The following is a 13,061-nucleotide window of genomic DNA, read 5'->3' as shown; positions in this document are numbered from 1 at the left end:
TTGGATTTTTTCCTTTCTTCCGCCCTTTTGGACGGTTCGGCCCGTTTTAACTTCATCACCCGTTAAGGAGGAGATTTCGTATGTATCATCATGATAAGGAATGGATGGATACCGAAGAAAATGAAATTGAAACCAAACAACGGGGTTTTTACCCTCCTTTTTCACCCTTCTGGCCACCTTATTATCCCCCGTTCTATCCGGTCTATCCGCCGATTTTGTTTCCACCGTTTTCCCCGGTTTTCCGGCCTCCTTACTTTCCCCGGGACCGGCGCCGGGACAGAAGACGCGGCTATTGACGAAAGGACACTTCCCTTTTATTGGGAGGTGTCCTTTTTTAAAACCCGCAAAAAATAGGAAAAAAGGAGGCTTTCGCATGGATTTGAAGCCAATCATCCCGTTTGAACCGGTAACAACGGATGACTTCCCGCAAGGAAAACAATGGATCGCGCAAGTGAAATGGGACGGCGTCCGCATCCTGGCATACCGGAACAGAAACGAAATCAAACTTTTTAACCGCAAAAAAAATGAACGGACGTTTCATTATCCCGAGCTTCAGCATTTGGATCAATCCTTAAGAGCCAAATCGGCAATATTGGACGGGGAAGTCATCGCATTAAAAGACGGGAAACCTTCTTTTTATGAAGTGATGAAAAGAGACGGCCTTCGTAATATCGACCGGGTTTTGACCGTGCAAAAACAAGTTCCGGTTACATATATGGTTTTCGACCTGTTATACTTGGACGGCCAATGGATCATCCACCGGCCACTTTCGGAAAGAACCGCGTTGCTTCATGAAATCTGCGAATCTTCCGGTCCTGTTCAGCTCGTCCCCTCTTATGAAGATGGAAAAGCGCTGTTTGAAGCCGTGAAAGAACACGGCTTGGAAGGAATCGTTTTCAAAGACCAAAACAGCACCTATGCCATCGGCGGGAAAGATCACCGCTGGCAGAAGAAAAAAAATATGCAAGATTTGATTGCGGTGGTGGGGGGCGTCGTTGTACGCGATTCCGTGGCCCGTTCCCTTCTGCTCGGATTATATGATGAAAAGGACCGGCTTTGGTATATCGGACGCGCAGGAACCGGCAAATTGACTCACGAAGATTGGAAAACGCTGACCCGCATGATTCAACCTGTTGTGCAGGAGAACATGCCTTTTGTCAATCCGCCTTCCCGGATGAAAAACACACTTTGGCTGAAGCCGGCCATCACGGTGAAAGTTGAATACTTGGAATGGAGCCACGGACACACATTGAGACAGCCGAGCATTCAGGCTTTCGTGACCCATCCTCCCCGCCAATGCCGCTTCGACCAATAAAAAACCCCGGCGCAAGCAGAAAACCCGCTAACGCCGGGTCCGCATGCCGGGCAGCTCATCCACGGTCGTCCAGGACAAAGCCTCTTCATCGGCAATGATGGTGACATTCGGATGTTGTTTCAAAATGGAAGCCGGCAATTCCGGGGACGGCTCGTCCATGGTAAACAGCCGGTGCAAGACCGGGGCTTTCATCTTCCCGTTGGCAAGCAAGACAATCTTTTTGCTTTTCATAATGGTCGAAAGCCCCATTGTGATCGCATGGGTGGGAACCTGATCCTTCGCATCAAAAAAAGGACGGTTGGCTTCCCGGGTCGATTCCGTCAACTTCACCACGTGGGTCTTGGAGGAAAAAGGGGTTCCGGGTTCATTAAATCCGATATGCCCATTTCTGCCGATCCCCAAAATTTGCAAATCGATGCCTCCGTGTTCTTCGATCTCCCGCTCATAACGCACACATTCCTCTTCCGGATTTTTTGCCAAGCCATCCGGAATATGGGTTTGGCCGACAGGAATATCGATATGGCGAAAGAGATGTTCCATCATGTAGAAGAAATAACTGGTTGCATCCTCAGGTCCCAACCCGACATACTCATCCAAATTGAAGGTGGTGACATGCCGGTAGGAAGTACCGTTTTGCCGGTGGTCCGAAACCAGTTTTTCATAAACACCGGTGGGGGTCGCGCCGGTCGCAAGTCCCAGCACGGGAGACTCCGTTTCCTTTACAACCCGGATGATTCGTTCAGCCGCCAGATCACACATTTCTTCATAGTTTTGTACACGGACCAGTTCCATCATTCATTCCTCCTGTGTCTGTTGATACGCAAACTCGCCGCGGCAGATCGTGAGGTAAATTTCCAAGTCGGGATTTAACACCACCAGGTCCGCATCTTTGCCGACCCGGATACTCCCTTTGCGATCATCCATCTTTAATTCTTTGGCCGCGTTGGAAGCGGTAATTTGGATCACTTCTTCCATGGTGCACCCGGTATATTCGATCATATTTTTTGCAGCATCCTTCATTTTTAAAATGCTTCCGGCCAACGTACCGTCTTCCAAGCGGGCATCCCGGTCCGAGACAAAGACCTTTTGTCCTCCCAGATCATAATTGCCCCTCTTCATGCATTTGGCACGCATGGCATCAGTGATCAGCAAAATCCGGTCACTCGTGATTTGCTGGTAAGCCAGCCGCACGCTGCGCGGATCGATATGGATCCCGTCCACAATCATTTCCACATTCAATTCTTTACGTAACATGGCCGCGCCGGCGACACCGGGCTCCCGGTGATGAAATCCGCGCATGCCGTTAAAAAGATGGGTGACGTGGGAGATACCGGCTTCGATTCCTTCCATCACTTGATCATAGGTGGCATCGGAATGGCCGATGGAAGCAATGACCCCCGTCTCCTTCAAATAGGCAGCCAGTTCATACCCGCCCGGTTCTTCCGGGGCCAATGTGACCAATTTAATGGTTCCGCGGGCAGCCTCCTGCCATTTTTTAAACTGCTTTACATCGGGTTCCAAGATAAATTCCAACGGTTGCGCGCCTTTTCGCTTGGCATTGACAAACGGCCCTTCCAGATGAACCCCCACGCATTCTGCTTTGCCCGGGGTTTGATGATGCTTTATATATTCCGCGGCATTTTTCAGCGCCTTTTCAATGTTCTCCGGTGACTGAGTAATCGTTGTCGCCAAAAATGCGGTTGTCCCTTCCCGGGCCAAAGCAACCGCCATTTGATTCAATGCTTCCGGCGTGGCATCCATCACATCAGCCCCGGCGGCACCGTGAATATGGACATCAATCATTCCCGGAACCACGGTTCTTCCTTGGACATCCAGCACGGACCCGCCGGAAGGAGGAACATCATCGTCCATGGTGCCGATCGCCGATATTTTATCCTTTGTCACAGAGATAAAACCGTTTGGTATCAAACCGTTTTCAGCATAAATCTTTGCATTGATCAAGGTCCACGTAACTTCGTTCATATGAATAACTCCTTTGTTCTGCTTGTCATTCTAAAGTTTAACGCTGTGCATCCCATCCGTCCATCGGATGGCAATGTCCGTTCATATCAGATACCCGGCCCGAATAAAGCACGCCGCTTTTTCATTGCCAGTTTGCATTATCTTTGCTAAAATATCTTCCAATCAATAAACCCTTTTATCTTTTCATATTTCCAGTCGACTTGTAAAGAAGATGGCGGTCTCTCATGCCATCTTTTCTTTTATCTTCACCTTGTCAATGTCAACGAAAAAGGAGTCCACAGCATGAATCAGCCATCATCGGTGAAAAAAGCCATTTTAATTGCAGGGATTGTTTTTGTTGCATTTAATTTACGCCCTTCGATCACTTCCGTCGGGCCCGTGATTCATTCGATTCGCGCCGATCTGAACATCTCCAATGGAACGGCCGGATTTCTCACCACTTTGCCGTTGATTGCTTTTGCCCTGCTGTCTCTTGTGGCCCCGCTTTTATCCCGCAAGTGGGGAAATGAGCGAACCATCTTCATCGGGCTTTTCACACTGGTATGCGGCATTCTTATCCGTTCGGCCGGAACGGTGTTCACCGTCTTTTTCGGCACGGTTTGGATCGGAGTCGGAATTGCCATCGGAAACGTGCTGCTTCCCGGGATCGTAAAAGAAAAATTTCCGGATCAAGCCGGCTGGATGACCAGCATTTACACCACTTCAATGAACACCTTTGCCGCCATCGGATCAGCTGTGAGCATTCCGCTGGCGGATGCGTTGAACGGGGGATGGAAATCCTCTCTTTCTTTTTGGGCATGGATGGCCGTTGCTGCTTTGTGTATCTGGATTCCCCAAGTCCGAAGCAGAGATCAAATCCGGCCGGCCAAAGCGGAACCGGTCCGGACAGGCGGCACCTTGATGTGGCGTTCGTCGCTTGCTTGGTATGTGACCATTTTCATGGGACTGCAATCCTTTCTGTTTTACTGCACGATCACCTGGCTTCCCGCCATCATGCAAAGCCGGGGATTCAGTGAAGAAACCGCAGGTTGGATGGTATCGGTCATGCAACTCATCAGCCTTCCGGCCACTTTTGCCACCCCGGTTCTGGCCAACCGGCTTTCCCAGCAAAAAGGAATCGCCTTCGCCATCGGACTGATTCACCTTTCGGGAATCATCGGTTTGTTCACCAGCGAACCGGTTCTTCTGTATATCAGTATTGCCCTGATCGGGATGGCCCAAGGTGCCAGCGTCAGCCTGGCCCTCACGCTGATCACACTGAGGACGGCTGATGCCAAAGAAGCCGCCAATCTTTCCGGCATGTCGCAATCCGTCGGGTATCTCCTTGCCGCCTTTGGTCCGATCCTGCTGGGTTATCTCTTTGATGCAACCCGCTCATGGGTTCCGTCCCTTGTGCTCCTGCTGGCAACAACGGTCTGTTTGATTCTTTCCGGACTGGGGGCCGGCCGCCGGGGTCATGTCGCATGATACGAAAAAAGAAGGTTCGCATCCTGCAGGATGTGAACCTTCTTTTTTTCATGAATCAAACCTGATCCGTCGCTCTCCGTTTTAAGAAATAATAAACCGGCAGTCCGATGACCATAATGAAGATTGCACCCAATCCGCCGACCGGATCATGCCGGAGCATGCTGACAATGATGTAAATCGAACCGACAATGGCAACCAGAGGCACCAACGGGTAAAGCGGAACACTGTAAGGCCGCTCTTTCCCGCTGTTTCTTCTGCGCAAAGTAAACACGGCAAAAAAGGCAAAAATATAAAAGAGATAAATGGAAAATACCGAGATATCCGACAAACGGTTCGGATCGCTGATCAGCATGAAAACCGTGGCGATCGCCGCTTGTGAAATAATGGAAACATAAGGCGTGTGAAATTTCGGATGCACCTTGCCCAACCCTTTGGAAAACGGCAATTGGCCGTTTTTGGCCATCGCATACGGGATCCGCGGAAAAGCCATCATTTTTCCGTTCAGGCAACCAAAAATCGAAATAATGATTCCAATGGTGATCAAAATCCCGCCAAAATCGCCAAACAACGTTGTTGCCGCCGTACTTGCCGCGTTTTCACCCAACTTCACAATATCTTCTGCAGGCAACACATACAAAAGGGCCATATTGACAAGCAAATATACCACGGTGACCCCCGCCAAACCGATAAAAATCACCTTCGGCAACAATCTGGTCGGGTTTTTCATTTCCCCGGCGACGGATCCGACCAAAATCCATCCGTCATACGCAAACAAGGTTGCCAGCACGGCCGCGCCAAAGCTGAATTCTTCCGGCTCGAAAGCCCCCGGGGTGAAGATCGACTGTTCTCCCTTCCATAAACCGAAGATGATAATGAGCACAATCGGAATCAGTTTGGCCGCCGTGGAGATGTTTTGCACCCATCCTCCATACTTCGTTCCGGTGATGTTCACCAACATCAGCAATACCACAAACCCGATCCCGATTCCTTTCAACCATGACTCGTCCAGGCCAAACAGATGAACAATCAATGAACCCAGATACAAACCCAATGCGGCAATGACCGCCGGACCGTACACCACGGTCTGCACCCATCCGCATAAATATCCCCAAAACTTTCCATACGTTTCTTCCAAATAAATATATAACCCGCCCGTTTTGGGAATTTGCGCTCCCACTTCAGCAACGGTCAGTCCGCTGGCCAATGTGATCAATCCCCCCAAAAGCCAGGCGAACAAAGCCATCTTTGCATTTCCTGAAGAGGCCAACACTTCGCCGGGTTTCATAAAAACCCCGGAACCGATGACTGTTCCGATTACAATGGATAATGCCGTAATAAATCCAATGTCCCTTTTTAAATGATTGCTGTTGTGTTCTGCGTTCATGGTGTCCTCCTTATAAAGACAAATGTCTTTTAGAGGATTATACATTATCAAGATGGGAATATGTATAAAAATAATAAAGTAACTCAATTTAGAATATATCCATAAAAAAGAAACCGTCTCTTATGAAAGAGACGGCGTTTGGTACCGGCATTTAATCTTTTTGGACACCCGCAGGTTCATCGGATGGATCGCCGGTGGTTTCCATTTTTTGCTTCCGGATTTCTTCCCGGATCCGCGGCTGGGGATCTTTCCACCCCGGCGGCTTGATCACTTTTCCGTCCGTTTCCCGGTAACGGGGTTTTCCATCCGGCCACAACTTGCTCATATTGGCTTCATGGACGATTTGAAAAACCGCTTCCGGCTTCACTCCCATTTCCACCAGCGTGCCCAACGCCAGGTAAATGGTATCGATCATGGCATCCGCTTGATCTTCAATGGTCGAAGCTTTGGCAAACTCGTCCAATTCTTCCTCCATCCATTTTTTGCGCTTGGCGACCCGTTCTTCGGACAGTTTCCCGGGTTGGTCGCTCACCGGAACCGAGTAAGCTTGATGAAATGCTTTGACTTTTCTCCAGGCCTCATTCATGGTCAGAATCCTTCCTATCCATATTAAAGGTCACTGAAATCCAGGTTTCCGGCTTTTGCATAGTTGGTCACTTTCTGCTCAAAAAAGTCGGTTTTGGTGGCATTGAGATTGGAGAAGCTTTCCACCCATTTCATGGGATGGGACGTGATTTCCGGATACAAAATTTCCAGTCCCAGCCGTCCCAACCGTTCATTGGCCAAAAATTTGATGTACCGGTCAATGAGGTCATTGTTCAATCCCTGAATGTGATTGTTGGTGATATATTGTCCCCAGCGGATTTCATGTTGCACGGCAGTCCGGGTCATTTCCCGCAATTCTTCAATCAATTCCGACGTAAACAGATCCGGGTTTTCCTTACGCAACTCTTTGATCATGTTTTGGAACAACACCACATGGGTCAGTTCATCACGCTGAATGTATTTGATAATCGTTGCCGTGGCGGTCATTTTCCCGTTTCGCGCCAAGGCATAGAAGAAGGAGAATCCGCTGTAGAAGTAGAGAGATTCCAGCAAAAAGTTCGCCATGCACGTCCGGACAAAGTTTTTGTCATTCCGGTTATCCACAAACTGCTGATATAAATCGGCAATAAACCGGTTTCGCTCCAAAAGCCGTGGATCATTGCGCCATTCATCATAAATGTTTTCCCGTGTTTCCGGCGAACAAACACTGTCCAAAATATAGCTGTATGACTGGGCGTGAATCTCTTCCTGAAACGCCTGGATATTTAACAATGAGCAAACTTCCGGCGCCGTCACATACTCATTGATGTTCGGCAGGTTCTCCCCTTGAATCGAGTCCAAAAAGTTGAGAAAGGAAATGGTTTTGTCAAAAGCACGCCGTTCTTCCGGACTCAATTCCGCGAACATTTTGGCGTCTCCCGCCAACGGAATTTCCTCGGGAATCCAAAAGTTGTTCAGCATGGTCCGGTACAATTTGTGTGCCCAATCGTATTTAATCCGGTTCCACTCTCTCAGGTTGGTGGTGTTTCCGTTAATCATGCGTTGGGTTCCCCGTTGCCCGTGTTCATTAAATATTTTTTTTCGTTGCAATTTTTCCATTTTCTTCATTTCCCCTTCTCTTCAGGATGAACAACTGACGCATTCTTCCACTTCAATGGATTGGTTCCGGACATAGTAGATGGTTTTCAGCCCATGCTTCCAGGCATCCATATACAGCGACAAAAATTCTTTTGCCGATGTGTCGGGGGTGATATACAGATTAAATGACTGGGATTGGTCAATATGCCGCTGTCTTTTCCCCGCAGCCCGGATGCTCCAATGCTGGTCAATCCGATGGGCTTCTTTATAGTACCAAGCCGTTTGAGGCGACAAATTGGGAGCCGTAAGCGGAATGACCGCCCCCCGTTTTTCCTCCACAAAATATTTGGCATAAACCGGATCAATGCCCGCCGTCGATCCGGCAATCAAGGAGGTCGATCCGGTCGGTGCCACGGCGAACAACCACGCATTTCTCAACCCGTGTTTTTGCACGTCCTTGCGCAATTGTTGCCAGCGTGAACTGGTGTAACCGCGCCGCCGGAAATACTCTCCGGTTTGCCATTCGCTTCCTTCAAAGCAAGGATAGCTTCCCTTTTCTTTGGCGATTTCCATGGACGCTTTGATCGCTTGATAAGCAATCTCTTCAAAGAGACGATCCGCTTCTTCCAGATGTTCTTCCGACTCCCATACAATTTGATGCTGAGCCAGATATTGATGGTATCCGCTCGTCCCCAAGCCGACGGCCCGGTATTTTTTATTGGTCCGTTCCGCTTGTTTGACCGGATAGATATTCAAATCCACCACATTATCCAACATGCGCATTTGAACCGGGATGATCCGCTTGATGTCTTCAAGGGATTGAATCCGACCCAGATTCAGCGATGACAAGTTGCATACGACAAAATCGCCCGGCTTGGTTTTGGTTACGATGACACCGTCTTCCAACTCCTCGCTGATCAATTCCGTCGGGGACATGTTTTGGCAGATTTCGGTACACAGATTGGAAGAATAGATCATCCCTTGATGTTTATTGGGATTGGCCCGGTTGACCGCATCCCGGAAAAACACGAAAGGCGTTCCTGTTTCAAAAGCGCTGACCATGATCCGTTTCATGATCTCAATGGCCGGAACCTTTTGCTTTTTCAAGTCCGGACGGGCTTCACATTCCAGGTAACGTTTTTCAAACTCGCTTCCCCAGTAATCTTCGATGGAATATCCCATCACTTCCCGGATCTCGTGGGGATCAAACAAATGCCAGTCGCCACGTTCCTCCACCCGTTTCATAAACAAATCCGGAATGCAAACGCCCGGGAAAATATCATGGGCTTTCAACCGGTCATCGCCGTTATTGGTTTTGAGATTGAGAAAATCAAAAATATCGGCATGCCAGACATCCAAATAAATAGCAAATGCCCCACGGCGGACTCCCAACTGGTCAACGGCCACCGCCGTGTTATTGTAATTCCGGATCCAGGGAATCACCCCGCCGGAAGCGCCATGATGCCCGCGGATCTTGGAACCTTTGGCCCGGACTTTCCCCAGATAGATGCCGACCCCGCCTCCGTGTTTGGAAACTTGGGCCGTCGCCGAATTGGTGTGGTAGATCGACCACAACGAGTCCCCCACCGTATCGATAAAACAAGAAGACAACTGATGGAGGGGTTTTCCCGCATTGCTCAACGTCGGGGTGGCAACCGTGATTTCCAATTTGGACAAAACATCATAAAACCGTTTCGCCCACCCCACACGGTCTTCTTCTTTTTGCGCCAGATGCATGGCAATGATCATAAAACGCTCTTGCGGCAATTCCATGATCCGTCCGTCATAATCCTTCACAAGATAACGGTCTAACAACACTTTTAATCCAATGTAATTAAACAACAAATCCCGCTCTGGTTTCATGTACGATTCCAATTCATCGATTTCATTCTTTTCGTATGATTCCAACAAATAAGCACCGTATAATTTTTTCTCCGTCAAGGTATGTATCAGTGGATAAAATCCGCCATACTTCCTGGCAGACGGGTAACCGCGGTTCTGGGCCGCTTCCATGTACAACTCATGGGCCAACAAATGCGCGGCGACAAATTGCCAATCCGGCTCTTCCGCCGTTGTTTTTTCCACCGTGGTTCGAATAATGGTTTGCAACACTTCTTTGTCCGTCATATTTTCGTGCAATTGCGCTTCCGCTTCCCTCAGCCATTCTTCCCGATTCAAATGCGGAAAGCGCCGGCACGCTTCATCCATCAAATTTAGAAACGGGTTGATTTGATCCAGAGTCGTCTTCAACACAACGAACACCTGCCATTCATACTATATATAGTTGCTATCTAAGTATAACCAACACAATATATAGTGCCAAACAGCAAAAAAAAAGCTAATATGACATCTGTCCGTTCGAGAAGCAAAATTCAACCCGGGATATTCCTTTTTCTCGAAGAAGCTCGGTCCCCCGGGGGTTGACAAAGCCCTGTCCGGATTGATTTCTTGTTTTTCGGCATGTTTTTTTATTGCAATCCCTGCAAATACATGAATTTAACATTTATTCATGGCATTCATCATTTGTTTTGTTTTTTCTTTTTTGAGCGTTTTGTCTGTGTTGCAAACTTGTTTTCGATTTTCCAAGGACAAAAAAGGGTCCGCTTCTTTTCCCATCCCCCGTTTTCTACACTTTGGTGCAGGAAACTTTGTAGAATTCACATTGCCGGCATTTTGGCATATAAATGTTCACCCGGGTTTCATTTGTCTGCTCCACTTCCCGCATCTGTTGAATGACTGTCAATAATTGTTCCTTTAATTGCGGAGTCCACTCCACCTTGCACACCCGGTTTTGATAGCGGATTTCCCCCCGGATTTTTTTCGCTTGATATGTTTCCTCCACAAGCAAAAAATAAGCAGCCAATTGCAACCGGTCGCCGTCATAGGGGTGTGTCCTTTTTAACATTCCTGATTTGTATTCCACCACGAAATAAGTTCCGTCCTTCATTTTCCAGATCTCGTCAGGCTTGCCCCGGATGCCCCATTTTTTGTTGACCAGAACTTTCCCCGCACCGGTTGCGTCTGAATACACCAAACTTCTTTTGGATTTTAAGAAAAACCGTAAAAAAATCAACAGGAAAACCAGCAAAACAGAGAGGAACATGGCCATCAAGCATTCATCACCGTCCAAATCACAAACAACAGGATCACGACAAGCAACACCGCCACTGCCCAATCCGTCCCTTTCGTTTTCACCCACACCGAAACGGCTTTCTTCCGGTGGTAACGCTTCCCTTTTTGAAAAAGCCGTTTTTGGGTTTTCAACTTTTGTTCATCGGCTTCGACCAACCCTTGCCGGTGCAATTTGGCCAGCCTCCATTGCTCGGGACAATAACAAAACTGATTGATTTCCTTTGCAGTGATCCACCTCTTTTTCAATCCGGATATCCCCTTCTTTATGCCATTCTTTTTGTTATATTTTACCAAATTTTCTGTATCTTTTAAATAAAAAACACCCCTTCCCCGTCGAATGTGTCAAGGAAAGGGTGATGAATCCACTTCATTTTTATTTCAGCGACCGGCTCCAGTCTTGTGCGGCATTCCCTTCCAAAAAGCGTTCACAATCGAGCGCTGCCATACAACCACTTCCGGCCGCCGTGATCGCCTGACGGTAAACCCGGTCCTGCACATCCCCGCAGGCATAAACGCCGGGGACATTGGTTTGCGTCGTTCCTGGCTTCACTTGGATGTAACCCAACTCATCCAACTCAATTTGCCCTTGAAGGAAGCCGGTGTTGGGTTGGTGCCCGATGGCGACAAAAATTCCGTCTGCTTCCAGAATTTCTTCTTCCCCTGTTTCGTTATTTTTCACTTTTAATCCTTTGACTCCTTGTTCCCCACGGATCACTTCCACCGGTGTCCGGTTCATGGCCCACTTGATCTTGTCGTTTTGCCGTGCCCGGTCCTGCATGATTTTGGATGCCCGCAATTCATTGCGCCGGTGAACAATGGTGACTTCCGATGCAAAACGGGTCAGGAAAGTGGCTTCTTCCATCGCGGAATCGCCGCCGCCGACCACCAGCAATTTTTTGCCACGGAAGAAGAAACCGTCGCATGTCGCACAAGTGCTCACTCCCATCCCGATGCTTTCTTTTTCGCCGGGAATTCCCAACAATTTGGCCGTTGCCCCCGTCGAGATAATGAGCGCAGACGTTTCAATCACTTCATCTTCTCCGAGAAACAATTGAAAAGGACGTTTGGACAAGTCGACTTTTTTCACCCAGCCGCGTTTGAAGGTGGCACCAAAACGTTCTGCCTGCTTTCGCATATTATCCATCAATTCCGGGCCCATGATTCCGTCCGGAAAGCCCGGGAAATTTTCCACTTCCGTCGTGGTCGTCAGTTGTCCGCCCGGTTCAGGTCCTTCAATCACCAACGGTTCCATGTTGGCGCGAGCCAGATAAATGGCTGCGGTCAACCCTGCCGGACCGGTTCCCAATACAATCACTTTTTGCATGTTGTTTACCCCCTATTCAAAACAATGATCTATGTCACATATGTAACCTTCAATAATTACGGCATCCCTTCATATTGTAACTGAATTTTCGTCATGAAGCCAAACGGATTTCCGGCCTCCTCTTTGAAACCTCTCCCTTGTTCAGGATACTTTCACTTCCTGGAATGCCCGCAAAAAATTATCTTTGGGATGCGCCCCGGCCATGGCCAACCGGCCCTGGATAATAAAAAAAGGAATGCTTTGAATCCCTGAATTCCCGGCCCGTTCCAAATCTTTTTCGACTTCGTGCCGGATCCTCTCGTCCAGCAGCGCCTCCCTCGCCTCATTCGCATCATATCCCACGGATTCGGCAATCCCGGTCAACACGTCCATATCACCAATATTATGCCCTTGTTCAAAATAAGCCTGATACAATTTTTCAGCCATCTCTGTTTTCTTCCCGGGATCGGTCCACTTCAGGAGCATATGAGGAGCCATGGTGTTGGGAAGCCATTCAATCCGGTCAAATTTGAATTTCAAACCGACGGGGGCCCCGGCTCTTGAAATCTGTTCCAATGCCTGATAAGCCCTCGACATGTTTCCCATCTTGCGCACCATCATATCCATAAACAAAACGCCACGGGGCGGGATCTCCGGATATAACATATACGAACGGTATTTAATTTCAAACGGTTCGCCGGATTGTTCCGTCCATTCCTGCATGGCATCTTTGAGATTTTTATGGCCGATCCGGCACCAAGGACAGGTCAAATCATGGTAAACCTCAATATCCATTTTGTCTCTCCTTTGAAATCACACAACTGCAAACTCCAGTATATCACAAGAAAAAAATA

13 protein-coding genes are annotated in these 13,061 nt (G+C 48.4%); 3 read left to right on the top strand and 10 right to left on the bottom strand.

Annotation, left to right across the window (positions count from 1 at the left end):
* Nucleotides 1-80 precede the first annotated feature (80 nt).
* Together H1R82_RS02260 and H1R82_RS02255 are read left to right on the top strand one after the other, a co-directional pair.
* Nucleotides 81-296, top strand: a complete 216-nt coding sequence (locus H1R82_RS02260) for a hypothetical protein (RefSeq protein ID WP_062842987.1) — start codon at nucleotides 81-83, stop codon at nucleotides 294-296.
* 77 nt (nucleotides 297-373) lie between these two features.
* Nucleotides 374-1,315: an ATP-dependent DNA ligase gene (locus H1R82_RS02255; protein WP_181732109.1), complete on the top strand. Its 942-nt coding sequence runs from the start codon at nucleotides 374-376 to the stop codon at nucleotides 1,313-1,315.
* 27 nt (nucleotides 1,316-1,342) lie between these two features.
* Here the strand turns inward: H1R82_RS02255 and nagB are convergent, their stop codons facing one another.
* Nucleotides 1,343-2,107, bottom strand: coding sequence for a glucosamine-6-phosphate deaminase (gene nagB, locus H1R82_RS02250; RefSeq protein ID WP_181732108.1), 765 nt, complete (start codon nucleotides 2,105-2,107; stop codon nucleotides 1,343-1,345).
* A gap of 3 nt (nucleotides 2,108-2,110) precedes the next feature.
* Nucleotides 2,111-3,298, bottom strand: coding sequence for an N-acetylglucosamine-6-phosphate deacetylase (nagA, locus tag H1R82_RS02245; RefSeq protein ID WP_181732107.1), 1,188 nt, complete (start codon nucleotides 3,296-3,298; stop codon nucleotides 2,111-2,113).
* A 282-nt stretch (nucleotides 3,299-3,580) separates the two neighbouring features.
* On the opposite strand from nagA, the gene H1R82_RS02240 reads away from it, so the two are divergent.
* Nucleotides 3,581-4,765, top strand: a complete 1,185-nt coding sequence (locus tag H1R82_RS02240; protein ID WP_049720067.1) for a CynX/NimT family MFS transporter — start codon at nucleotides 3,581-3,583, stop codon at nucleotides 4,763-4,765.
* Nucleotides 4,766-4,820: 55 nt separating this feature from the next.
* Here H1R82_RS02240 and H1R82_RS02235 read toward each other — a convergent pair whose 3' ends face one another.
* From H1R82_RS02235 to H1R82_RS02200, 8 genes are all read right to left on the bottom strand, one after another.
* A complete protein-coding gene (locus tag H1R82_RS02235; RefSeq protein ID WP_062842986.1) occupies nucleotides 4,821-6,149 on the bottom strand; it encodes an APC family permease in 1,329 nt (442 codons plus the stop codon).
* Nucleotides 6,150-6,300: 151 nt separating this feature from the next.
* On the bottom strand, nucleotides 6,301-6,735 hold the full coding sequence (locus H1R82_RS02230) for a pyrophosphohydrolase domain-containing protein (RefSeq protein WP_052186687.1): 435 nt from the start codon (nucleotides 6,733-6,735) through the stop codon (nucleotides 6,301-6,303).
* A 23-nt stretch (nucleotides 6,736-6,758) separates the two neighbouring features.
* Nucleotides 6,759-7,802 (bottom strand): ribonucleotide-diphosphate reductase subunit beta, encoded by a 1,044-nt coding sequence (locus H1R82_RS02225; RefSeq protein WP_244954661.1) that lies wholly within the window; start codon nucleotides 7,800-7,802, stop codon nucleotides 6,759-6,761.
* Nucleotides 7,803-7,814: 12 nt separating this feature from the next.
* The gene (locus H1R82_RS02220; protein ID WP_181732182.1) at nucleotides 7,815-9,980 is read right to left on the bottom strand and encodes a ribonucleoside-diphosphate reductase subunit alpha; all 2,166 of its coding nucleotides are present in this window, start codon (nucleotides 9,978-9,980) and stop codon (nucleotides 7,815-7,817) included.
* A gap of 418 nt (nucleotides 9,981-10,398) precedes the next feature.
* Complete coding sequence (gene cas4 / locus H1R82_RS02215) at nucleotides 10,399-10,881, bottom strand: CRISPR-associated protein Cas4 (RefSeq protein WP_049720063.1); 483 nt, start codon at nucleotides 10,879-10,881, stop codon at nucleotides 10,399-10,401.
* Nucleotides 10,881-11,150, bottom strand: coding sequence for a hypothetical protein (locus H1R82_RS02210; RefSeq protein ID WP_049720062.1), 270 nt, complete (start codon nucleotides 11,148-11,150; stop codon nucleotides 10,881-10,883). The genes cas4 and H1R82_RS02210 overlap by 1 nt, the downstream gene beginning before the upstream one ends.
* A gap of 127 nt (nucleotides 11,151-11,277) precedes the next feature.
* Nucleotides 11,278-12,228: a thioredoxin-disulfide reductase gene (gene trxB, locus H1R82_RS02205; RefSeq protein ID WP_181732105.1), complete on the bottom strand. Its 951-nt coding sequence runs from the start codon at nucleotides 12,226-12,228 to the stop codon at nucleotides 11,278-11,280.
* Nucleotides 12,229-12,369: 141 nt separating this feature from the next.
* A complete protein-coding gene (locus H1R82_RS02200; RefSeq protein ID WP_181732104.1) occupies nucleotides 12,370-13,002 on the bottom strand; it encodes a DsbA family oxidoreductase in 633 nt (210 codons plus the stop codon).
* Between the last annotated feature and the right edge of the window lie 59 nt (nucleotides 13,003-13,061).

This window comes from Thermoactinomyces intermedius, assembly GCF_013912365.1.
Lineage (GTDB): Bacteria > Bacillota > Bacilli > Thermoactinomycetales > Thermoactinomycetaceae > Thermoactinomyces > Thermoactinomyces intermedius.
This window is presented reverse-complemented; position numbering and strand designations above follow the sequence as displayed.